Genomic DNA, 22,462 nt, shown 5'->3' with positions numbered 1-22,462 from the left:
GATAACTCATTAATCACTTTAATAGAAGCCGCCGTGCTGTAGCGGTTCTTTCACCTTAGTTTCTTTCACGAAAAGACTAAGTAATTACTTACCTCTACTACAAATGTCCATTCATCACCATAACCGTATACACATTGTTAAACTTCAACCATTAAATAAAAAGATTAGTCTCCCGTATCTTCCGTGTACCATTTCGGAATGAGTAACTTGAAATCATCAAATTGATCCATCGTAAACACTGTATATTTTTTGAATTTCTGTTGTTGATCTAGGCTAATTTCATTTGCCCATACTTCAGCAGAGAGGATATGGATAGCAGCATACAGTCTGTGTAATGCCCAGAAAGTACTTGGAATGGGCTGGTTATTATGATAACCATCTACTACACCACGCGAATAGGCTATACTCACGGGTACATTAAAATATTCCATTTTGTAAAACTCATTTACCGGATCCCCATACGTAATCTTTTGCATATCAATCAAACCCGTGAACTGATCATCTTGAATCAAGATGTTCCCCGGATGAAAATCATAATGTTGAACGTGACTAGGACGACCCTTAAACAAATGCAAATGTTCCTGTACAAAGCCTAAAACCCGAAGATACCTACCGTTTTTAGCAGCAATTTCTTCATACCGCGGAGAAAGTAGTTCTACACGCCTCGTCCAGCGTTCTTCCCAGGTTGGACAATCAGTGGGAGCTTGAATGCTATGCATATTTCGAAGAGTTTGTCCGACCTGTTGACCGATTCGATACTGAACCGCATAACTGCGGGTTGGCAACATTGCCTCTCCGTTTTCTCCAACAATGTAATCTAAAATCATGTATGCATGACCCTTATGTAATCCTACTTCGTGCACGTACGGAATACGAGGTTCAATTGCATGAACCGCATTTGTTAACAGTGCCTGCTTTTCTAACTGGCTAACGTCCGTAGTTGGAGAAATGCGTACTAAATACTTCTCATCGACACACCATTTCACATCAGTTGAAAAACCTTCGTTGATTAACCGATAAGACAAACAGTTTGTTAAAAAAGGTATTTTAGGAACATCCATCTGCTTCACCCCTTTAGCCGAATAGGAAACAATGTGCTCATTTACACTCTTCATTAACCACTCACGTGCAAGGATTCAACTTTTAAAACCCATCACCCTCATTTGACCTTTAGATTACTATATTTCTACGAATTTATGCTTGTACAACCAAGTCAGGAATGCCGCCTTCTTACTGTCTTAATTATGAATCGTCTTCAGTACACTAATAAATAGTTCCTGCGTGAGATCAAGCGATAACTCCGTATTGAGCGTTTACTTGTAAATATAGATGTATAATTCCTTATAGTATTTCGCAACAAGTTCATTTGCCGCTGTGTCGCTGCCGTTCCTCTTTATTCTTTTAATCCACCACTTTTCATTTTCCATAGTTCACCACATGCTTCCTCAATCTTGATTTCTATCCTATCAGTTAATCCGTAAATCGTTTGAAATTAGTTTGACACTTTGTGAATAAAGTAAGTATTCTAATCACCGCTCACAAGTGACGTGGCGAAAGTTGGAGTGTTACTATTTTATGGTAGAATAGTAACGTAACGATACAAATTATTTAGTCCATATATCTCAAAATGTGTATTAGGTGGTGATTAGATTATGAAAAATATTTCTTGGTTAAAAGGTCTTATTTTCGGTACTTTATTTTCATTCATTACTGCATTGTTATTTATGCTTATAGGACAAACATTGGCTGGTGGAATAACTCTATATTGGGGTGAAAATTGGTTGTATTTCTCAGTAATAATTCCTTTTGCAATTACCTTTGCAGTATTAGGGGGATATTTTCACAATAGAAACGAAGTCTCCAACAAAAAACTTTGGCTCATAAGTCTTTTAAGTGCATTTCTTGTAACTCTATATAGTGGGACGATAGGCGCGATTTTTGCCGAAACTATCGTTAGAGGTGGCATGAAAACGATAAACGTTGAAGGCACATTGATTTGGGGTACAATTTATGCATTTATTTTACTTCCACTTACCACACCATTCGCAAGATTTTTGATAGGTATTTTCCAAAAATTTATCAGAAGATAGACAACTGATTTATAAAAATCAAATTGCCCCCTAAATAGGGTCTTTTCAATGCACTTCTTATTGTCTCAACATCAACAGTTGGATGGCGTGATTTCATTTCCCTTCATAGACTCACGAAAGAAGATTTCGTCACTATCAACGATATCTTGTAGGTGATTAAAGCCTTGGCTTCCTAATATGTTCACGATTGTATGTCTTCAGTAAAATGTTGTAAAGATATAGATTTGCATGTGATTGGCTATTTTCGGAAGTGTATAACCTACTGCCTTCCTTTAGTGAGCCGACCATCCTTGAGTCTAATATCTATCCTAACGATTTTTTAAATACATAACTCACTTTGTCGTACTTCATTTTCTCTTCATAAAATCGATGTGCGTCTGTTCGTTGCAAGCCTGATGACAGCGCAACACTTTCATAGCCGTTGTCTTTTGCCCATTTATGGACATAGGTAAGTAGCTTCTTCCCATACCCGCTAGACCGTTTCGTGGTATCCGTCACCAAATCACAAATCCAAATGAATCTGCCATAATAAAGTGTGATCATTGGCTTAAAACCAATTACCGCAACGATTTCTCCATCACTTTGTAATGCGAACAGTTGGTAACGATCTTTCTCTTGTGCCTCACAGACTAATTCCAAGTATGTAACTTCATCCAGATGTGTTCGCAACTGCTTCATAATCGGGTACGCTTCAACAATTTCGTCACGTGATTGAAGCTCTCTAATCGTTAATTCATTCATCATTGCAACCCCTTTCCCATCAATATACCATACGCTTTCATCACAATTTAATTAAATTGTTTTCCGAACTTTTTCAAAATTACCCATATACAAAAGCTTACCCGAATGAAACACTTGATAGATGAAGCCTTCGAACGTATAATGAGAATAAGATTAGAATATAATAAAAAATACCGCTTGGTGCGTTAACACCAAACGGTCAATGTAATAAGCAGGTTCCCTACAAGGGGATTAGCATCAGGTATGAAATAATCCATCCTAATTGAGCCGTTAACTCAAGGATGGGTTATTTTTGTTTTTGGTTAAATGATAGTATCGCAATAATTAATGCTCCAAATGTAAATGTTAGCATTAATCCTTCGAATACTGTCATTAGCGCCACCCCCCTTCAAAATGGGAATGAGCCAACCACCCTTGAGTCACCTATTCTATTACTAAACTATTATACCATACATACGTTCCTTCAAACCTTATTATTGAGCAAATAGTTATTCGGAATTATGATGAAAACTACCATCCAAATCTGATTTTCACTACTCCTGTGTAAACCATGTGCATCCCTATCATCACCTTTATGTGAAAAAAAAGACATCTCGAAAGATGCCTTAAATCAAAATAATAAAGTATTCTACGATCCTAGTAAAATTATCTATCTCTGCAGTTTTTACACACTTTAATAATTTCTTTAGCTTCATTTCTATGAACGTACAATAACTTAATTCTACTTCGATTACACATCGGACAGTCTCCTCTTCCTTTTGAAGGGAGCTTTTTCAATGCTTTTCCTCGGTTTCTTTTCGCCATGACCATCCACCCCCAGAGTAAAAATTCATCTTTCTCTTTATCTAATGATGGTCTGGGGAAATCATATGGGTATTTCAATAAATTATTTATGAAAAACTTTTTTGGCTATTAGCTGTTACGATTAGGGATTCCGGTAATAGCCAAATCACTTCCTTTTTTATTGACGCTTTCTACGGCTATAGGTATTTCCATTAAATCATGCACGATGAAATCTGTATCTACATCTTTCCACTGGGAATCCTTTTTCCAAGCAGCAAACATCCCTACATTTTGAGATGCTTTCACATCATTTACTGGATGATCCCCGACAAAAAGGCATTCATTTGCGGATACATTAAGTTGCTCTAACGCCTTCTCGAATATTCGAGAATCCGGTTTTTTAATACCTTCCGTTTCAGATATTAAAATCGTTTCAAAGTAGTCTTTAATACCAAGCGTTATTATATTCTCCATCTGAAACTGCTCTTTCCCATTACTAATAATCCCTAGGATAATTGTTTGATTTACGAGTGTTGTCAACATTTTATGAAGGTTAGGAAATGGAACGCAATGCTCTTTAAAATGATTCACATAATCCTGAAGTAATTGTTCCCAGGTCAGCCCCGTTATATTAAATTCTGCAACCATTCGTTGATAAACTTTATCTTTCCAAACGTATCCTCGGCAATCTAACTCAATAAACCTTGAAATATACTTCTCTTTTCGGATATGTCCTACCCATTCATGTAAACGTTCGTACTGTGAATTAATGAACCTTTCTACAGATGCATCTCGATTTAACAAAGTCCCATCCAAGTCAAATAGTACCGCTTTAATCATTTTCACTCCTCAACTCCCTTATAGTTTGTTACATAAATTTTGGTTACATTCATCAATCTAATTATACAATACTTGAAGATTCAGTGTTTAGAATGTAAAGTAGATTTATTAATGGATTAATAAATTAAATAAGAGGGTGTTCACTATGGACCTTCAATTACAAAAAGCGTTAGCTGAATGTGATCAATTACGCAAAGAGAATGAGTATCTAAAGCAACTCATTCAGCAACAATTACCTGGTAAACCAATAAACGAAAATGTCCTTGATATACATAAATAGGTTACAAATAAATCAGAACCGCTTGATAAAATTAATCTGTTTCGGAATTTATTCAAAGGTAGATTAGACCTGTATGCGAAACGATGGGAATCTAGATGCGGTAGATCCGGTTATGTGCCTGCATGTTCAAATGAATGGAAGCCAACTATATGCAAAAAACCGGAAATAGAATGAAAATGCATGAAAAACGCCTAAAAGGATTCGATTCTATGGGGAATACAACAGTTGATGAGGCTATTTTAGATTGGAGTGCTTTCTGATGGAATTTTATCGAACTTCATTTTTGTCGCATATACTTTTTCGCTTATATACAAAAGACCAATCTTCGACATATTTTAATTTGTCGAAGATTGGTCTTTTTGTATAACCTGAGAGGTAATCATATTATCAATACTATCCTCACTCCCTTTTGAATATCATATAAGAGATGAATATACGAGGAGAGACCTATATGCAAATTCATGTCGTACATCCAGGTGAAACATTATGGTTGATTGCACAACGCTACGGCGTCACTGTAACCCAAATTGTGACTGCTAACAAGTTGGTAAGTCCAAGTAAACTAGTAAGTGGGTTGGCTCTAGTCGTTCCAACACCCCCAAAGACACATAGGGTACAACCTGGTGAAAATTTAACAGAAATTGCACATCGTTATGGTACAACTATCAAAGAAATTAGTGAGTCAAATCAAATTCAAGATCCTAATATGATTTTATCCGGAACTATTTTAACCATCCCCGCCCATAAACCAGTTATTGATGTGAATGCCTACACAATCAATACAGGGGAAACAGGGGCTCGAGAAATTCAAGAAGTGGGCCAATATTTAACCTATTGGATGCCTTTTGTCTATTCAATACGTGAAGACGGTGGACTAACTTCACTTGACGATACCGCCATGCTTCAATCTGCTGCCGCCGAAAGAATTGTTCCTGTGATGGCCATTACAAATTTCAGTGCCACGGCTGCCGGATCTAGTCTTGCACATACAATCCTTGCAAGTACTGATATCCAAGATGTGTTACTGACCAATATTTTAAAAGTCATGAAAGAAAAAGGCTATCAAGGATTAAATATCGACTTTGAAAATGTGTTTCCGGCCGACCGTGAAAACTATAACCAATTTTTACAACGTGCAGTGGACCGCTTGCATCCGGAAGGTTATTCCGTCTCATCAGCTCTTGCCCCGAAAATCAGCGGTGACCAAAAAGGGTTATTATACGAAGCACATGATTACGCAGCACACGGAAGAATCGTTGATTTCGTGGTATTGATGACCTATGAATGGGGTTATCGATTAGGTCCTCCGCAGGCAATTTCTCCGCTAAATGAAATAAAAAAAGTGCTAGATTACGCTGTCACCGTTATCCCAAGAAACAAAATCCTGTTTGGTTTTCAAATCTACGCGCGCGACTGGTTGCTACCCCACGTGCAAGGACAAGAGGCGGAAACATTCAGCCAGCAGGAGGCAATCCGCCGCGCTATTCAGTATGGGGCGGCCATTCAATATGACCCTATTGCTCAGTCTCCATTCTATCGATACACGGATGAACAGGGGCGTAACCATGAAGTCTGGTTTGAAGATGCCCGTAGTGCACAGGCAAAGTTTGATATGGTAAAAGATTATCATTTACGAGGAATCAGTTACTGGGTACTTGGTTATCCATTCCCACAGAACTGGTTGTTACTGGAAGATAACTTTACAATCCGGAAAAGAATCTAGAAATGCACTAGATTTATTACCTCTTCCAATTTCATTATCGATTCTTCCAATTACCCTAACCGCACAGAGTCACTGAACATAGAATAGGATACCCGATACTTGGAATGGAGGCATTCTCATGCACTATAACCCTTATCCACACTGGACTTATCCTTATTCTGATCCACGGCGGTTGTTCAACGAGCAATTACATCCACAGACCGTTTTAAAACCACCAAGTCCTTTTCCATCTATAAATACACAAGTGTTGAATACTTCGGCACAAAGATTTCAAGAACTATTGAAACAGGCGGATTTGTTAGCAGGAAAGATCGTTAACTCTAAAGAATTCGCACATGAGTTAATGGAAGCAGCACAACTATCAAATACAAAAAAGGTAGAGGATTTAATTGTATCAACAGGCATCACATTAAAAATTAAAACATATTTTAGCCCAACTGGAATTCGTATTGAATTAAACAACGATGAAAGTGCAGGTGATTGTTGTCATTTACTAATGACATTAAAGTGGTAAGGTTTAAGTATGTTTTACGTATTTCGGACTAAATTCTTACGGAATTAGTTATAAGATTGAATACCCATTCCCTAAAAGTGGTTAACTCGGGGATGGGTTATTTTTATGTCATTTTGGCAAATCGATGCTACGCCTGCAATTCCTGATTAAGGCGATTCAACACCATCCTACAAAATAATAAATTGCGGATTTCTTTTAAATGGAGCAATAATTCAACACCAAAAAGAACCAGCACTACAAGCCATGCAACAGGCTGTACAACTACTTCAGCAAATGGCTTCCATGGTAGACCTACAATCGTTACAACAAGTACAGCAACAACTTCAACAGGCGGTCCAGCGGGTAAATTATATGCAAGTTTTTGATATCCTGATACCCCGTGCATCTACATAGGTGCCCTTCGCTCGCACTTTGTTTTTACCGCTATCAATTTTTTGGTCTTCATCACACTGGATAAGTTCTTTTGCTCGATTCACAAATTTCTCCACATCACTGATATTGTTAGCTGTCAATACGGTTTGGTTTGGGTTGGCGTGGTGTTACCCGGTTTTATGCCATTGATAATTCGTAACTGAATTGAATCAATGTTTAACTATTTAAAATGGGACCAATATGAATGGAAACATTTCACCTGTAACAATTGCACGTACACCAGGCATTTTCCAAGCCTCAGCCGTGTCAATGTATTTAATCATAGCGTGAACTTATGTGCTTTTCACAAGTTTCGCGTGCATTAGTCCTGGCACCGAATAATCCCCAACATATCTGACTTTCCCTGTCAATTTTTCTACCGCAGCAATTCATTGTTCGGGTTTTCCAACCGTTGTCCATATTTTATTAATCATATACAATCGCCTCCCGAACAGTATTTAACGTGAAAAGATAATGAATGTATCCGTGTCAATTTCATGCGGTGAAGCATCCATAACCTGCTCAAGTGTCATGCTGACTTTCTGTAATTCCTTATTATCTTTCACAATGAAGACAGGTGCGCCGCCACCTTGTATTGTTTCTGGCTTCGTCGTTATGATAGCGACAATCTTTGCGTGCTGATTTTCCAATCTACTCAACTCCTTACCTGTCCAGACTCCAGCGGCCACACGCTCGGGTCATGAAGGCATTGCGACACGATGGCGCGCTATTTACCATCGTTCCACTATTTTCCTTTATCCGCTACTTCAGGCATTTGAATTGCGCTATCTAGTATAGGGACTTTATCCAACACCGCTTTGATTTGATGGAAATCTTTTTCACGTGGCAAAAAGAACAGTGCAATTCGACCGTCTGCCATATCTCTTTTTGTTAGTGGAACCAACGCCGGTTCACCGGAATCCAAATAACTTCCAAGTACAGTGGCTACATGGTGTAACATTGCTTGTCGCTGCCCAAGGGAGGACAAAGTGACAATGCTATTTTGATTTTTTGGGGTGACAATTGCGCCAACTCCCTTTTCGGTAATGATTTTTCTCGTATCCTCTAGTCCCACGTTTTTAATGAGGATATCCCCTACAAAAAGCGTCGGCCCTTCGATACAAATCTCCGCTTCTGTCACATCAGCGATTTTCCAGACATATTGAACTTCACAATGACTAGCATGACAATCCCACCAATAATTCCTAGCCAAAAGGAATATACAGCACACAACGTCGTGATAAGTGCCGTGAACATCACTAAATAATTCCGACTTTCAAACGCTTGTGCCATCCCCTCAATATATGGCGTTCCACGCTCTACAAGTTCGAACTTATCGATATTTTGGAGTGACTCTCTTTCCATTTTCCGGACTTCGCGAAACTGAGTGGCAGCGAGACCAAGGAATGTCACGGCAGTCCAATCAGATTCCAACAACGCAGGAATCGCCACCGCGCCAATGAAAGCCGCGATGAAGCCGAAGGATAGGTGAATGATTCGCCCTGTCGGATACGTTGGGTATTGCCGGAAATCAGTACGTAACAAGAGTGTCCGCACCACAAAGCCAAAGACAATTCCGACTACGACCGGAAGTAAATAGTTATTCAAATACCACACTTCCGAAAAGTTATATATATCTCTCGTATTCTAACCAAAACAACGACGGATTATAATGTGGTAACGATATTAGAGAATGAATAGAAGGTTAGCTTGATGGCGAAAGTGGGTGGAAAGAATTGAGGTGAGGATTTGCAATCGATTCAACAAATGATTGAAACTGTATTGAGTGATGCCCAACCCGTTGTACTAGCGATGATTGTTCAGGTGGAAGGCTCAGCTTACCGGAAAGAAGGTACTTGGATGCTCTTTCAAGAGGATGGTGCACATACAGGTATCATCAGTGGCGGTTGTCTTGAAAGTGATTTACATAGTCGTGCTATAGAATTGTTCAATACAGGAAAAGTGGGAATTGTTCACTATGATTTAAGTGCTGAAGATGACCTTGGCTGGGGACGTGGTGCGGGATGCAATGGAGTTGTTTCAGTCTTTATGCGCGATATCGATAAAGTTTTCCGACACTATCTAACCTTAATGCACAAACGGTTGTTGGCCAAGGAGCCTGTTTTACTTATCCAATCAATAACTAATTTTAATAACTATGCATTTTTAAACGAAAGCAAAGATTGTTTTGACAACTGGCAAGGTGAAATACCCTTCGAACTAAATGCCTTCACTCCGTTTCAAAATAGTGTAGGACAAACAAGTAAGGGCGACGAAGATGAAATCGTTTATTTCCAACTTATATGGCCACAACCTGCCCTTTATATAATCGGTGCGGGCGTTGATGCACGACCGCTCGCACAACTTGCTTGCAACGTTGGATACGCGGTCCATCTGTTCGATTGGAGAAGTGCGCTTTGTAATGAAATTCATTTCCCTACTGTAGCATCTATTCAGATTGGCGACACAGAGAAACTAATCGCCAATATCTCATTAAGTCCACTCGACTCAGTCGTCATTATGACGCATGATTTCCAGTTTGATGCGAAACTAATGCATACAATCCGCGACCATCAATTATTGTACCTTGGTATTTTAGGGTCAAAAAAAAGAACTAAACGCTTACTTGGTGGAGAAATCCCCAATTGGATTCATTCACCTGTAGGGCTTTCTATTGGTGCAGATGGACCTGAGGAAATCGCTGTTAGTATTGTAGCAGAACTAATCGCAGTGAGACGAGGGAAAAATTAATGAAAATCGCTGGTATTTATCTTGCCGCCGGAAACAGCAGCCGTATGGGGAGTAATAAATTAGCACTGCCTGTTGGAAGCATGACAGTAGGTAGCTTGGCGCTTGAAACAGCTTTGAATTCATCGCTCGATAAGGTCTATATCATTACAAAGGATAAGGACGATGCAGATTGGCTTCCCGCTGAAATGAAGCTAGATGCGAGATGCTCATTCATAAAATGTCCAACTGCTCATAATGGCCAATCTGAATCATTGCGCTACGGCATTCAACAGGCACAAACGGATCGCATGGATGCCGTCATCGTCGTATTGGCGGATCAACCTTTCATCACCGTCCAAATGCTCGAAGAAATGATTGCGTGCACGAAGATCAACCAGATGTGCAGGTTTGTCGCTACCACATATGAACAGACAATCATGCCACCTGTCCTTTTTTCGTCTTCCATGTACACCGAACTGTTGGAGTTACGTGGAGACAAAGGAGCTAAAGCAATCTTACAAGGCGATTTTCATCAAAAGGGAAAGCTGATGCCCTGTGCTGATAAGAGGCTAGTATTCGATGTCGACACGGAGGCTGATTACGAAGCACTCCAATTAATAGAAAAAACGAAATGATAGAATGTCTCCTATCATTTCGTTATCGTTATTCTCCCATTATCTGTTCTTAATTTAATCAAATACTCACCGTTGCCGAACTTCGTATGTTTGTTTTCATATCCAAAAACATCGATTCGTCCGTTGTCCGTTTTCACGTCAATTGTAGCATTCGTCGGTTCTTTGTCAGTTTGAATCTCGATTTTACCGTTATCTGTCGTTAATTCAATCGGTCGATCTAAATTGTTTGTTACAAGGGATATTCTTCCGTTATCTGTTCTACCAATAATCGTACCATCTACATGATCCAGTATAATTGCTCCGTTATCTGTTTTAACATTGACAGCTGTAGCATCAATCGTTTTTAACTCAATCGCGCCATTGTCTGTCTCCAGTGCCAACTCTTTCGTTTGAATATTCTCCACTTTGATTCGTCCGTTATCGCTTTCCGCTTGGATTCGATCATACTGTTTTTCAGGTACTTTCACGATTAGCTTTAAGTCTAATGAGGAAAAACCAAAATTAATGAAACTTCGCCGCTTTTCTTTGAACTGAACGGATAGTGTATTTTCTTTTACAACAGCCGTGAAAATGAATTTCGACCTTCTCTTTGTCTTACCTGAATACGACACTGTCGTTACCGCATCTTTGGTTGGCACGATTTCCACCGCTGCATTTGTTGTCAAAATTTCAATATTAGTAAATGATTGATCATCAATCATTTTTTTCTTGGCGTTATTTTCAAAGTGATTTCCGGAATTGAACATCAATGTAATTCCACCAACAACAAGCAATACCAATGCGACGATAATGAACACTTTATTTCTAAAAATCATTTCGTTTCAAACCCCCTTATTTATGATTTTAAGTTTTTGTGTATCCGAAGTTCTTTGCATTATACGTAGTCGATATGAATTCATCGCTACTTCTCCGAGTTGATCGAGTAGATTATAGTTGGCAAACGCGCCGACAATCGCACCAAACCCAGGAATTAATTGAAACATTTTCACCAAATCAATGTAATCCCGGTATTCTTGCTGAAAGTCCCTCCAATCCATATCAGCAATCATCAGTTTCTCCTCATCCCAATTCTCAATGATAGATAATGTCTCTTTCCTTGTTTCCTCACTTGAAAAAGCAAGCTGGAATACATGTAAAATGAACAATAGCTCTTCGTATTCATTCGTATCAAATCCATAAACCGCTGCGGCCTCAAACAGAAACTTCATTTTAATGGATAATAATAGCGGAAAGTCGACCAGGCCCAACATAATACCTCCCGCTCCAGTTCCAGCGCCTTCAATAACAGCCGTTTTGCGGAATGAAGAAAGCTTTTCCTTAAATAACTCATCTCGCTCATATAAACTTTGCGCGGTTGATTGACCTTTTTTCGTCGTGATATTTGAGCCGACCAAAGTGGCTTTCACCATGTTTTTTATGCTCTCTGTCATCACCTTATGAAACTTTTCCGGAATAAAACCATTCACTTTCATTTGTGCCTTTTTTGACGTTCGGCTTATAAGGCCAGATCGCTTTGTCATCTTCCGCTTCCAAAAATGCAACTCCTCTTGTACTCTCATCGAATAATCAACCATATTTCTGTGCCCTACTCTCCGTTGCAATCAATTCACCGCTTACACTTTAGTATAATCGAAAGGGATTTCATTCAAATGGACCTGAGAAGTGATTTTATCTCAGTCTTAAGATGTAGTTAACGTGACCAAACAGGAAAATGCCACTTTCTAAATAGCAGCCACAAACAGAGGAATATTGAAATTGCTACTCCTTCGAGCGATAACATGTACCACGGATAAGGCCCTAAGTAGTCAAGCAAACTTCCATTGAATGGTTTTTCCCTTAAGAACATATAATTACCTTGGAATAACACATTAATTGCAAATATAAGTGGCAACAACAAGTTTAAAATAATCATTGTTTTGAGAACACCTTTAAAAGTGGGCCTGTATCCTTTCATCCACGTAAAATAAAGAGCCGTTATTATAATTCCAATATGCGTATAAAAAAAGTGAAAATACCTGAAATGCGGGAATCCAACTTCTAAAACAGGAGTTGCCATTGCTTGAAGTGCCCCTCCGATACCTGCAAAAAAGATGAAATCATACAAATGCCTATTCCCTGTCCATAATAGAACAATCGCGACAAGTAAACTAATGCTGCATAATTCTAGCGGCAACGAATCGCTCAGTCCCCATCTCCCAGTTACTATCATCCAAACATGATAAATAACTTCCATTATCAATAAGGATAACGCAAAAAGACGCTCATGCTTCGGTAACACCGACCATCGCTTTCTTGAAATAAACAACAAAAAAATCGACAGGCACAATATGCCTATTGCCGCCATATGCTCCATTGAAAATAGTAAGAAGGAAGGTTCACTATAGTCCGCCATCCTTGTACCCCATTTCTGTAAATCCTTTTATCTTGATGTATACACAATATCCACCCTACCAACCTTATTATCCATTTTATACGTCTTTTCCGATTCCGGATAGGCTATATTTAATTGTGTATCATCTGCCCATTCAACATCAAATTCCTGTTTCGAGACAAATGTGTTGCCGCTTTTATTTTTATGTTCTTGATCTTTTTTCAGGATAGAAAGTTGATAAGATACAGAAGTCGTCGCACCGCAGTCCCTCGTAAAAGTATAAGCTGTATAACGACCGTTCGGCGAATCAATTGTTGATAGGACTTCATTTCCGCATGCGCCAGAAAAAAGGAGTTGGATAGATATAAAGAATAATGAAACTGCTCCTATGAGCTATGCAATAAATGATACAAATATAATCAAGATAATCTTCAGTTTTTTATACATAAACATCTTCCTCCCACTGTACAGACGATCTTCGTGACGGAAGGTTCAATCTACTTACTGTGCATCATCACCTTACTTGAGGCATTGCTTGCAAACTTTATTGTCGTATGTAATTGCACTTATCTATATTTCATACACGATCAATTGTTCATTGCCGAATATCTCATCGAAAAAAATGGGTTTTCCATTGATAAAAAGGTTTATCGTATCATATTTCTCTACTGTTTTAATTTTATATAGCACTTGAGATTTTAATGCCGTATTTGAGTAGTCAGAATCATATTCCTGATTAATAAATACGTTCAATGTATCTTGTTGGGCGCTGACATTAAAGTCACTAAAATATACTGCATCATTTCCTTGATTAACATAAATCCCATTTATAAATATATATATACTTTTTTCACCATCAAGGTAGAGATAGTTACCATTCTTCACTTCAGCATACTGAATAAATTCCTGAACACTATCATTTGCATTAGCTATACTTATTTCTGAAAATGAAAAATTCGGATCACACCCGGTTAGTAGTACAATCAGAATAATCAACGATAATCGTTTTTTCACATCATCGCTCCTTATACTAGTAGTTTATTTCCTTCCATATAGCTAACTCTGTTAAAAGTATCCCTTATCATTAATACGTTACTAACAACCTATTCATTTCATTATTTGAAAATTAAAAAGGATGCCTCTATGAGATTTCATTTACTCATAAGAGACATCCTTTTTATTAAGTTTTAAAACCTTATGAATTAATAGCCTGTATTAGACTGGTTGGGAGGGTGCGAAAACTTATTAATCAATTGGAATATCCACCTCTACCTTACCGTCTAAATACAGCGGATAGCTATTAATATTAAATCGAATTGGATTCACTTCATTATCAAAATCAAATGTTGAGACTACTGTGTCATATAGTGCTTCTCTGCTAACATGCATTTCGATTAGACTCCTATTTAAATCATTGCCTTCTTTGTCAACTATTTCAGACAATACTCCAATACCGCCAGTTGGATAAGTGACTTCCGATGTATTGCCCGATGGTACTCGCACATCGATATCCAGTTCACTTGGCACATACAGTACTTTCTGTTTTTCAAAATCGACCTCGAAATAGTCCGAACCTTTTGGAAGTGCTTCAATCCTCTCCATCACTAACGTTAGTTTTTTCGGCTGTCTGAAGTAATTACTCTGCATAAATATGCCCACTTCACCGTCACGCAAATTGCCGAACCCCCTACCGCTATCTCTTGGTTGACCCCAATCTTCACCATTCTCATCAATCAATCGAACCGATGTGAAATTTAGTAATTGCATCGTGTTTTGTTCGTCAGCAGCTAGTCGGATTTCTGCACGTAAGGGCGAAATTTTCAACTGTTTAATGTCAATTGTTTGACCATCTACGACAACGGCTTGGTTTAATTCATATACTTTTGGTTGTTCAATGGGCTTGGTGAGTGTGAATGGCACTGCGAACTTTGTCTCTACTGCATCACTCACGTGCAAATTAAATTCAAATGACATATTGCCATATGATAAATCATCGGCAGAAGTAATTTCAAATTTGTCTTCCTGTATAGTCCTATTACCCGTTTGAGAGACAATGTAGGAACTTGCGACACCAAATGGAATGCCTTGTTGAGTCACCTCTAAAGAAGTTATACTCACTTTGGAAAGATCAAAGGGGGATTCAAGCTTATAGAATATCGTCATGCCCGAATGATCAGCTACGACATTCTGTAAAGTCAAAGTATAGTCGCCCTGCGTGACAACAATTCCGAGTTCTTCATAGTAATTATTTTCGACAATGTCACTGATTCCTTTATCATAAGCAATCATGCCAACGAAAGGAGAAAACCCTGGGATCTTGGCCACAGCCTGTGCAAACACAGGGGAAACGCGAATCGACGTCACAAACAGCAACAGTACAATAACAGCTACACTGGCGACTGAATACAGAAGTCGCTTTCTCTTCTTGGTCAACCGATGCTGATGCGTGGCCTTTGCACGTGCTTGATGTAGGGCTTCTTTAGGGATTTCAATCGCTTCCAATTCCTCCGTTAGCTTCTGCCAATCCTGATCATTCAAATTAGTCATTTACAGTTCCTCCTTTGCAATGAGTACGCGTAATCTTTTTAACGTCATGTGTAGCCTTGATTTCACAGTACCTTCGGGAATTTGCTTCAAGTGTGCAATTTCTCCGTTCTTCAAATCCTGGAAGTATTTTAAGTAGATAAGTTCTTGTTGTTCTGTTGGCAGACTTGCAATAATATCGGCCATTTCGAATGATTGATGATCTGTCGACGCTAGTTCAATTTCATGATTATAGACTAATTTCTCTTGTTTCTTTTTCATATCTAAACAAATATTGATGATAATTCGAACAAGCCATGTTGCTATGTACGTTGGTTCTTTGACGGTATGCATCTTTTTTAAAGCTCTATACGTCAGCTCTTGTATAGCTTCAATAGCATCATGTTCATTTTTCAAATACGCAAAAGCCGTACGATAGAGCCTATCTTCATGTCGTGCCAACAGCTCCACCAACGCCTGTTCATCACCCGCAATGGCCCTTTTCGCCAAATCCATCTCCATACACTCACCCCCTAGTTACTTATTAGACAGTTCAACTCGGTAAATCGTTCACTTTATTTTTTCAAAAAAAAGAGTTCAACTAAATTTAGCGAACTCGCTGCTTGAATAAGGAAAGCTTAAAACTTATTCTGCTTGAAACATCCTCAAAGTTTCATCCATTCCAAAAAGTAAGATTGAGGCGAGTGCTGAAGCAGCTAAGACATACAAGTCGCCACCATTATAATTTGTCAAGATTGACCTAGAATCAGCTATCAAAATAAAAAAGAAGGAAAAACTGATACCCAGGAATAGATGGATAAAAATGCAAAAAGAACTCGTTTCACGCCTATGAATCTATTGCTCATTTTATCTGACAGAATTGATACAGGTACCCCATATAAAAGAATCACAGGGGTTACAAACATACTAGCAAAAACGATTAGCCCGGGTACTTCCCGTATTGAACTACTTTCTATAAGCATGAAACAAAAACCACTAATTGGAATAGCTAGTAGGACAGAGAGCAATAAAGCAATCGCTTTTCTTTTAAGCACTTCCTCTTCACTCTCCCGGTATATGAGACCAATAGTATTATACTATTCAGATTTAACTCCATAATTTTATAGTACAAAAATAAGTCAGTCATGTAACTTATTTGCTTTACGTCTTACTCGGTTGCTCTTGAATTGATTCTTTTTTCATTGGATGAAAGGCTATTTGAGTATGCCTTTCCTATTTTGCAACTCAAAAGTGCAGTATTTATATAATTTCTTATCGTACTGCGTATGATTGAATAACAATAACGGGTTTTTAATTAAGCGAAAAAGACAGTAATGATGCCTTTTCAATAGTTATCATGGACATTTTTAAGTTCTCCTCCATTTTCTTTAGTTGCTTCTATTTCACCATAATAATCCTACTATTTTATTCAATTAAAGAAAAACACTTCATCCACCTAAAAACGACACCATTATGAGCGTTCAAATGCTCATAGTGGTGTCGTTTTTAGTTTAGCTTAACATGTAATAGCCGCAATCCTCTTCGTGAAATCCATCTCAGGATAATACGCATATTTTACCAATAGATTCGGTCCTAAGCAGTTAACCGCGGGACAATGGCAACCAATCGTTTTTGCAAGTGGTCGCTCAAGCCAGCGGTCGAGCATTACAGGAAGCGATTCCGTTTGAATATTGCCCATTGGCGGTGTATCACCAAAATCCGTAACAATCACATCGCCAGTGAATATATTAACATTCAGACGGGATCTGCCATCAGGATCATTACGCACCGATACGTTTTTACTGCTGTAAATTCGCTTTAACAGTGCCAAATCATCTTCGTTATCGCTACATGCATAAAATGGCAGTGTACCAAACAGCATCCAGACATCGTCATCACGGTGATCTAGCAGCTCATGAATCGCTTTACGCGTTTCATCTAAAGAAAGCACTTCAAGCTGTGAAGCGAAGTCACTTGGGTACATTGGGTGAATTTCGTGCCTCGCACATTTCATTTCCTCTACCACTTGTCGATGAATATGCTCTAGATGCGGCAACGTCCGTTTATTCAACATTGTCTCTGCTGAAACCATGACACCCGCTTCAGCCAATGCTCGGCTGTTATCGATCATCCGCTGGAATTGCTCAGCGCGGCGTTCTCGAGGTGGTTTGCGTTCCATATTGGCGAATCCACCATCCACGAAGTCGTCGACTGTGCCCCAGTTATGCGAAATATGTAAGACGTCCAGATAGGGTGCAATCGCCATATAACGGTCGAGTGGCATCGTTAAGTTCGAATTCATCTGTGTGCGGACTCCGCGTTCATGTGCATATTTCAATAACGGCAAAACATAGTTCTCTATAGACTTTTTAGAGAACATTGGCTCTCCGCCTGTGATACTTATTGTTCGTAAATGAGGAATTTCATCTAGGCGAGAAAGTAGTAATGCTACTTGTAATGCGTCCGGATCTTTATGCTGTAACATATACCCGACTGCGCAATGTTCACAGCGCATATTGCATAAATACGTCGTCGTGAATTCAATGCTCGACAATGTCAGTTTGCCATGCTCCTGCACATCCAAGTATGCTTCCCATGGATCGTAAGCAGGTGACATTTTTTTGAGTGTTACTAAATCAGTTTTCATAATAAATTAACTCCTATACGTATAATAAGCTACTAAAATAGTATGCACCTCAAAAGGCCGATTCGCAAGGGCATAAAAATACCCCATCCCAGAAACAAATTCGAGGATGGGGTATTTTTATGTCGTCCAGACTCCAGCGCCCTGCCCCTGGGCCCACAGAATGTGGGTCATGCAGTCATTGCCGCAGGACGCGGCGTTGTGTGACTGCCTTTCTTTACCTACAGTGCTTGTCGGGGCAGTACATGCGCTTTCGCTTTTGTCTCGTCCAGACTCCAGCGCCCTGCCCCTGGGCCCACACGATGTGGGTCATGCAGTCATTGCTGCAGGACGAGGCGTTGCGTGACTGCCCTTCCTTTACCTACAGTGCTTGTCGGGGCAGTACATGCGCTTCCGCTTTTGTAACATCCAGACTCAAGCGCCTTGCCCCTCGAGTCACTTCAGTCTTGCTGATAAAGGCAAAGAGCGCCTTTATCTTCAAGCCTTCCGGGAGGGATTGAACTGCATCCCTCCTGCTTGTCGGGGCAGAACAGGCGCTTCCGCTTTTGTAATTACACTGCAGGTTTAGTAGAAAACTGGCTGTTGTACAGATCTGCGTAAAAGCCATTTTCCTCCAGCAGCTCTTTATGTGTCCCTTGTTCAATTACCTTCCCTTGATCCATCACGATGATTAAATCAGCATCCCGAATCGTTGAAAGACGGTGAGCAATGACGAAGCTCGTTCGCCCTTCCATTAAACGATTCATCGCCTGTTGAATGAGGAGTTCCGTCCGTGTATCTACACTCGACGTCGCTTCATCCAAAATCATAATAGGAGGATTTGCCAGAACAGCACGGGCTATCGTAATGAGTTGCTTTTGTCCTTGTGAAATGTTTGATGCTTCCTCATTCAAGACCGTGTCATAGCCCTCCGGCAATGTACGAATAAAGTGATCGGCATGAGCCATTTTGGATGCAGCGAAAATCTCATCATCCGTTGCGCCTTCTTTTCCGAAAGCGATGTTTTCTTTAATCGACCCATTAAATAGCCATGTATCTTGGAGAACCATTCCAAAAGTCGTTCGAAGATCTTCACGAGACATATCCCGTGTATCGAGTCCGTCAATTGTAATCTTCCCGCCGTTCAGTTCGTAAAAACGCATTAATAAATTAATCAATGTCGTTTTCCCGGCACCAGTTGGTCCCACAATAGCGACTGTTTGACCTGGTTGCACGTCAATGTTCATATCTTCAATTAACAAATCATCCCCGTAACCAAAGTCGACGTGTTCAAAGGAGACAGTTCCTTGTGCGCACGTTAAACTCACTGTCGTGACTTCTTTTATTTCTTCTTCCTCATCAAGCAGTTCAAAGACACGCTCTGCTGCCGCGACTGTTGACTGAATGATATTTGCGATATTTGCGGTTTGCATAATCGGCTGCGTGAATTGACGTGTATACGTAATGAATGCTTGAATATCCCCGATTGAGATGGCGCGCTGTGTCACTAAAATACCACCAACAACACAGATAACGACATAGCTGAGGTTCCCAATCAAAGACATCATTGGCATGATAATCCCCGAAATGAATTGAGCTTTACGGCCCGCATCATATAATTGTTCATTCACTTCATCAAATTCAGCAACGGACTTTCGCTCATGGCCAAATGCTTTGACGACTTGGTGACCTGTATACATCTCTTCAACATGGCTATTCAATTGACCAAGCGTACGTTGTTGATCGGCGAAATGTTTTTGTGACCTTTTCAAAATCGGCCGAATGCCAAACAGCGATAGAGGTAAACTGACGAGCGCAATAAGGGTTAACACAGGACTGATCGTTAACATCATGATCAGAATCCCGACAATTGTAACAACCGATGTGATAAATTGTGTCAAACTTTGTTGCAATGTGCTTCCAATTGTATCAATATCATTCGTTACCCGACTAAGTGTTTCACCAACAGGGCGGCCGTCGTAATATTTAAGCGGTAGTTTCTTAAGCTTCCCGTTGACGTCTTCCCGTAAATCATACACCGTTTTTTGTGCCACACTCGACATGATGTATTGTTGGATATAGCTAAATAAGCTACTGACCACATACAACCCAGCTAGTAAAAGGAGTAGCTTACCGATTGCTTCAAAATCAATCGAGGCTCCTGGCACGCCTGTGACCTTGCCATAAGCACCTTCAAATAGTTCAGTAATCGCATTCCCCATTATTTTAGGACCTGCAATCATGAATACAGTACTTAAAATTGCTGCAAAAAATACAGCGATTAATGCATTGCGACGGGGCAATAAATAACCAATCAGGCGGCGTAACGTACCTTTAAAATCCTTGGCCTTTTTGCCCGACATCATCATCATCATATTTCCTCCGCCAGGTCCCATCGGGGCTCCGCCTTGAGGTCGTGACTGTTTTTGTTCACTCATGCGATTTCCTCCTCCGAGATCTGTGATTCGACGATTTCACGATAAACCAGATTTTGTTCAAGAAGTTCCTCGTGCGTACCAATGCCAGCAATTCCACCGTTGTCTATGACAATGATTTGATCGGCATCGACTACGGTACTAACACGTTGTGCAACGATTACGACGGTCGCTTGCTTCGTTTCATTTTTTAACGCAGCACGTAAATTGGCATCTGTTTTGTAATCAAGCGCAGAGAAACTATCATCGAAAATATAAATATCCGGTTTGCGAATTAACGCACGTGCAATGGACAGTCGCTGTTTCTGACCGCCAGATACATTCGATCCACCTTGAGATATAACTGAATCGTAGCCGTCATTCATCCGCGAAATAAAATCTTCTGCTTGTGCAATACGAGCAGCATGTTCGATTTCATCTAGCGTTGCATCTTGTTTACCGAACCGAATGTTTTCAGCAATCGTACCGGAAAAGAGCAGTGCTTTTTGTGGGACGAATCCGATTTTCGATCGTACTTCTTCTTGTGATGATTCACGAATATCAACACCATTGACACGAATCGTACCGGAAGTCACGTCATAAAACCGTGGGATTAAGTTAATTAGCGTTGTTTTCCCAGCGCCTGTTCCGCCAATAATAGCGGTCACTTCACCCGGTTTCGCCGTAAAACTAATATCCGATAACGCTAGAGCCTCGGCACCAGGATAGCTGAATGATACACGATCAAATTCCAGTGTACCGGGCTCTTTGTCCGCTTTTTTAGTTCCTTCATTCAGAAACATTGGCTTCATCGCAAGCACTTCGTTAATCCGTTTTGCTGAAACAGCAGCCCTAGGTATCATAACAAACATCATCGATGCCATAACAAGTGCGAACATGATCTGCATGACGTATTGAATAAATGCCATCAAATCCCCGATTTGCATAGCACCATTATCAATTCGAATTCCACCAAACCAAATGATGCCTACAACGGTTAGGTTCATAACGAGCATCATGACAGGCATTAAAAATGCCATCATTTTGTTTACCTTGATCGATACATCAGTCAGATCTTTATTCGCTTTCTTTAGGCGAACCTGCTCTTGCTTTTCACGGTTAAACGCACGAATCACGCGAATGCCAGTTAAGTTCTCGCGTAAAACAAGGTTTAGCCGGTCCAATCGCGTTTGCACTGTTTGGAACAGCGGTACCCCTTTATAAAGAATTAGCAACACTGAACCGATTAATATAGGCATTGCTGCAACGATGATTAACGATAATTTTGCATCCTTTGAAACAGCCATTATAATACCACCGACCAACATAATCGGAGCACTTACGACCATCCGCAGCATCATAATGACCACTTGCTGCACTTGCGTAATATCATTCGTCGTTCTTGTAATCAGTGATGCCGTGCCAATTTCATCAAAATCTTGAAGGGAAAAGTTCTCTACATGATCAAATACTTTACGGCGAATATCCCGTCCGAATCCCATTGCTGCTTTTGAAGAGTAGTAACTCGCAACAACAGATGCAACCGCCCCAAGTGCAGCAACCAACAGCATGATTCCTCCGATTTTCCAAATATACGGAATGTCACCGACGACGACCCCTTTGTCGATAATATCCGCCATTAGCGTCGGCAAAAATAGATCCGACATCGATTGAATGAAAACAAGCCCTAATATCGCTAGTACAATCCATTTATACACGGATAGATTTTTTAATAGTTTTACCATTCCACAGATTCTCCTTGTTCTATAGACTTCCTGACAGCC

General features: G+C 39.8%; 23 protein-coding genes and 1 pseudogene. 7 read left to right on the top strand and 17 right to left on the bottom strand.

Annotation, left to right across the window (positions count from 1 at the left end):
* Nucleotides 1–164: 164 nt before the first annotated feature.
* Nucleotides 165–1,061: an aminoglycoside phosphotransferase family protein gene (locus I2484_RS06055; protein ID WP_207150144.1), complete on the bottom strand. Its 897-nt coding sequence runs from the start codon at nt 1,059–1,061 to the stop codon at nt 165–167.
* Between the two features lie 591 nt (nt 1,062–1,652).
* On the opposite strand from I2484_RS06055, the gene I2484_RS06050 reads away from it, so the two are divergent.
* On the top strand, nt 1,653–2,090 hold the full coding sequence (locus I2484_RS06050; RefSeq protein ID WP_207150143.1) for a hypothetical protein: 438 nt from the start codon (nt 1,653–1,655) through the stop codon (nt 2,088–2,090).
* A 303-nt stretch (nt 2,091–2,393) separates the two neighbouring features.
* Here the strand turns inward: I2484_RS06050 and I2484_RS06045 are convergent, their stop codons facing one another.
* The 3 genes from I2484_RS06045 to I2484_RS06040 all read right to left on the bottom strand — a co-directional run bounded on the left by I2484_RS06045 (nt 2,394) and on the right by I2484_RS06040 (nt 4,454).
* A complete protein-coding gene (locus tag I2484_RS06045) occupies nt 2,394–2,831 on the bottom strand; it encodes a GNAT family N-acetyltransferase (RefSeq protein ID WP_207150275.1) in 438 nt (145 codons plus the stop codon).
* A gap of 286 nt (nt 2,832–3,117) precedes the next feature.
* A complete protein-coding gene (locus tag I2484_RS21955) occupies nt 3,118–3,204 on the bottom strand; it encodes a putative holin-like toxin (protein ID WP_481886384.1) in 87 nt (28 codons plus the stop codon).
* Between the two features lie 539 nt (nt 3,205–3,743).
* Complete coding sequence (locus I2484_RS06040) at nt 3,744–4,454, bottom strand: HAD family hydrolase (RefSeq protein WP_207150274.1); 711 nt, start codon at nt 4,452–4,454, stop codon at nt 3,744–3,746.
* A 145-nt stretch (nt 4,455–4,599) separates the two neighbouring features.
* Here I2484_RS06040 and I2484_RS21385 point away from each other — a divergent pair, with 145 nt between their 5' ends.
* The 4 genes from I2484_RS21385 (at nt 4,600) to I2484_RS21380 (ending at nt 6,971) form a co-directional block, all read left to right on the top strand.
* Nucleotides 4,600–4,734, top strand: coding sequence for a hypothetical protein (locus tag I2484_RS21385; protein ID WP_255551149.1), 135 nt, complete (start codon nt 4,600–4,602; stop codon nt 4,732–4,734).
* A 30-nt stretch (nt 4,735–4,764) separates the two neighbouring features.
* Nucleotides 4,765–4,908 carry a TOTE conflict system archaeo-eukaryotic primase domain-containing protein gene (locus I2484_RS21950; protein ID WP_481886383.1) on the top strand — a complete coding sequence of 48 codons (144 nt, stop codon included), beginning with the start codon at nt 4,765–4,767 and terminating at the stop codon, nt 4,906–4,908.
* A 277-nt stretch (nt 4,909–5,185) separates the two neighbouring features.
* Nucleotides 5,186–6,457: a glycoside hydrolase family 18 protein gene (locus tag I2484_RS06035; RefSeq protein ID WP_207150142.1), complete on the top strand. Its 1,272-nt coding sequence runs from the start codon at nt 5,186–5,188 to the stop codon at nt 6,455–6,457.
* A gap of 118 nt (nt 6,458–6,575) precedes the next feature.
* Nucleotides 6,576–6,971: a YuzC family spore coat inner layer protein gene (locus tag I2484_RS21380; RefSeq protein WP_255551148.1), complete on the top strand. Its 396-nt coding sequence runs from the start codon at nt 6,576–6,578 to the stop codon at nt 6,969–6,971.
* Between the two features lie 127 nt (nt 6,972–7,098).
* On the opposite strand, the gene I2484_RS06025 is transcribed toward I2484_RS21380, so the two are convergent.
* The 3 genes and pseudogenes from I2484_RS06025 to I2484_RS06015 form a co-directional block, all read right to left on the bottom strand.
* On the bottom strand, nt 7,099–7,356 hold the full coding sequence (locus I2484_RS06025) for a hypothetical protein (protein ID WP_207150141.1): 258 nt from the start codon (nt 7,354–7,356) through the stop codon (nt 7,099–7,101).
* Between the two features lie 484 nt (nt 7,357–7,840).
* Nucleotides 7,841–8,032: a capping complex subunit for YIEGIA gene (locus I2484_RS06020; RefSeq protein WP_207150140.1), complete on the bottom strand. Its 192-nt coding sequence runs from the start codon at nt 8,030–8,032 to the stop codon at nt 7,841–7,843.
* A 95-nt stretch (nt 8,033–8,127) separates the two neighbouring features.
* Nucleotides 8,128–8,939: pseudogene (locus tag I2484_RS06015) on the bottom strand (YIEGIA family protein).
* A gap of 192 nt (nt 8,940–9,131) precedes the next feature.
* Between I2484_RS06015 and I2484_RS06010 the strand changes: the two are divergent.
* Together I2484_RS06010 and I2484_RS06005 are read left to right on the top strand one after the other, a co-directional pair.
* Complete coding sequence (locus I2484_RS06010; RefSeq protein WP_207150139.1) at nt 9,132–10,133, top strand: XdhC family protein; 1,002 nt, start codon at nt 9,132–9,134, stop codon at nt 10,131–10,133.
* Nucleotides 10,133–10,747, top strand: coding sequence for a nucleotidyltransferase family protein (locus I2484_RS06005; protein ID WP_207150138.1), 615 nt, complete (start codon nt 10,133–10,135; stop codon nt 10,745–10,747). Before I2484_RS06010 ends, I2484_RS06005 begins: the two co-directional genes overlap by 1 nt.
* A 14-nt stretch (nt 10,748–10,761) precedes the next feature.
* On the opposite strand, the gene I2484_RS06000 is transcribed toward I2484_RS06005, so the two are convergent.
* The 10 genes from I2484_RS06000 to I2484_RS05955 form a co-directional block, all read right to left on the bottom strand.
* A complete protein-coding gene (locus I2484_RS06000; protein WP_207150137.1) occupies nt 10,762–11,562 on the bottom strand; it encodes a DUF4097 family beta strand repeat-containing protein in 801 nt (266 codons plus the stop codon).
* Between the two features lie 6 nt (nt 11,563–11,568).
* Nucleotides 11,569–12,321, bottom strand: a complete 753-nt coding sequence (locus I2484_RS05995) for an EcsC family protein (RefSeq protein ID WP_207150136.1) — start codon at nt 12,319–12,321, stop codon at nt 11,569–11,571.
* 116 nt (nt 12,322–12,437) lie between these two features.
* The gene (locus tag I2484_RS05990; protein ID WP_207150135.1) at nt 12,438–13,139 is read right to left on the bottom strand and encodes a YwaF family protein; all 702 of its coding nucleotides are present in this window, start codon (nt 13,137–13,139) and stop codon (nt 12,438–12,440) included.
* 27 nt (nt 13,140–13,166) lie between these two features.
* Entirely contained in the window at nt 13,167–13,478 is a 312-nt protein-coding gene (locus I2484_RS21945) for a DUF5412 family protein (protein ID WP_481886382.1), read from the bottom strand.
* 210 nt (nt 13,479–13,688) lie between these two features.
* On the bottom strand, nt 13,689–14,132 hold the full coding sequence (locus I2484_RS05980) for a hypothetical protein (RefSeq protein ID WP_207150134.1): 444 nt from the start codon (nt 14,130–14,132) through the stop codon (nt 13,689–13,691).
* Nucleotides 14,133–14,363: 231 nt separating this feature from the next.
* The gene (locus I2484_RS05975) at nt 14,364–15,665 is read right to left on the bottom strand and encodes a DUF4179 domain-containing protein (RefSeq protein ID WP_207150133.1); all 1,302 of its coding nucleotides are present in this window, start codon (nt 15,663–15,665) and stop codon (nt 14,364–14,366) included.
* Nucleotides 15,666–16,163: a sigma-70 family RNA polymerase sigma factor gene (locus tag I2484_RS05970; RefSeq protein WP_207150132.1), complete on the bottom strand. Its 498-nt coding sequence runs from the start codon at nt 16,161–16,163 to the stop codon at nt 15,666–15,668.
* A 994-nt stretch (nt 16,164–17,157) separates the two neighbouring features.
* On the bottom strand, nt 17,158–18,288 hold the full coding sequence (gene yfkAB, locus I2484_RS05965) for a radical SAM/CxCxxxxC motif protein YfkAB (protein WP_207150131.1): 1,131 nt from the start codon (nt 18,286–18,288) through the stop codon (nt 17,158–17,160).
* Between the two features lie 548 nt (nt 18,289–18,836).
* Entirely contained in the window at nt 18,837–20,702 is a 1,866-nt protein-coding gene (locus I2484_RS05960; RefSeq protein ID WP_207150130.1) for an ABC transporter ATP-binding protein, read from the bottom strand.
* The gene (locus tag I2484_RS05955; RefSeq protein ID WP_207150129.1) at nt 20,699–22,423 is read right to left on the bottom strand and encodes an ABC transporter ATP-binding protein; all 1,725 of its coding nucleotides are present in this window, start codon (nt 22,421–22,423) and stop codon (nt 20,699–20,701) included. Before I2484_RS05955 ends, I2484_RS05960 begins: the two co-directional genes overlap by 4 nt.
* Nucleotides 22,424–22,462: the final 39 nt, after the last annotated feature.

This window comes from Sporosarcina sp. E16_8 (genome assembly GCF_017347095.1).
In the GTDB taxonomy this organism is placed as follows: Bacteria; Bacillota; Bacilli; order Bacillales_A; family Planococcaceae; genus Sporosarcina.
Note: the sequence above shows the minus strand (reverse complement) of the source record. Positions and strands in the feature narration are given on the sequence as shown.

Coding starts and splice junctions, on each gene's coding strand:
- I2484_RS06055 (WP_207150144.1), bottom strand. CDS start 1,061: ATGGATGTTCCTAAAATACCTTTTTTAACAAACTGTTTGTCTTATCGG.
- I2484_RS06050 (WP_207150143.1), top strand. CDS start 1,653: ATGAAAAATATTTCTTGGTTAAAAGGTCTTATTTTCGGTACTTTATTT.
- I2484_RS06045 (WP_207150275.1), bottom strand. CDS start 2,831: ATGAATGAATTAACGATTAGAGAGCTTCAATCACGTGACGAAATTGTT.
- I2484_RS21955 (WP_481886384.1), bottom strand. CDS start 3,204: ATGACAGTATTCGAAGGATTAATGCTAACATTTACATTTGGAGCATTA.
- I2484_RS06040 (WP_207150274.1), bottom strand. CDS start 4,454: ATGATTAAAGCGGTACTATTTGACTTGGATGGGACTTTGTTAAATCGA.
- I2484_RS21385 (WP_255551149.1), top strand. CDS start 4,600: ATGGACCTTCAATTACAAAAAGCGTTAGCTGAATGTGATCAATTACGC.
- I2484_RS06035 (WP_207150142.1), top strand. CDS start 5,186: ATGCAAATTCATGTCGTACATCCAGGTGAAACATTATGGTTGATTGCA.
- I2484_RS21380 (WP_255551148.1), top strand. CDS start 6,576: ATGCACTATAACCCTTATCCACACTGGACTTATCCTTATTCTGATCCA.
- I2484_RS06025 (WP_207150141.1), bottom strand. CDS start 7,356: ATGCACGGGGTATCAGGATATCAAAAACTTGCATATAATTTACCCGCT.
- I2484_RS06005 (WP_207150138.1), top strand. CDS start 10,133: ATGAAAATCGCTGGTATTTATCTTGCCGCCGGAAACAGCAGCCGTATG.
- I2484_RS06000 (WP_207150137.1), bottom strand. CDS start 11,562: ATGATTTTTAGAAATAAAGTGTTCATTATCGTCGCATTGGTATTGCTT.
- I2484_RS05995 (WP_207150136.1), bottom strand. CDS start 12,321: ATGGTTGATTATTCGATGAGAGTACAAGAGGAGTTGCATTTTTGGAAG.
- I2484_RS05990 (WP_207150135.1), bottom strand. CDS start 13,139: ATGGCGGACTATAGTGAACCTTCCTTCTTACTATTTTCAATGGAGCAT.
- I2484_RS05975 (WP_207150133.1), bottom strand. CDS start 15,665: ATGACTAATTTGAATGATCAGGATTGGCAGAAGCTAACGGAGGAATTG.
- I2484_RS05970 (WP_207150132.1), bottom strand. CDS start 16,163: ATGGAGATGGATTTGGCGAAAAGGGCCATTGCGGGTGATGAACAGGCG.
- yfkAB (WP_207150131.1), bottom strand. CDS start 18,288: ATGAAAACTGATTTAGTAACACTCAAAAAAATGTCACCTGCTTACGAT.
- I2484_RS05960 (WP_207150130.1), bottom strand. CDS start 20,702: ATGAGTGAACAAAAACAGTCACGACCTCAAGGCGGAGCCCCGATGGGA.
- I2484_RS05955 (WP_207150129.1), bottom strand. CDS start 22,423: ATGGTAAAACTATTAAAAAATCTATCCGTGTATAAATGGATTGTACTA.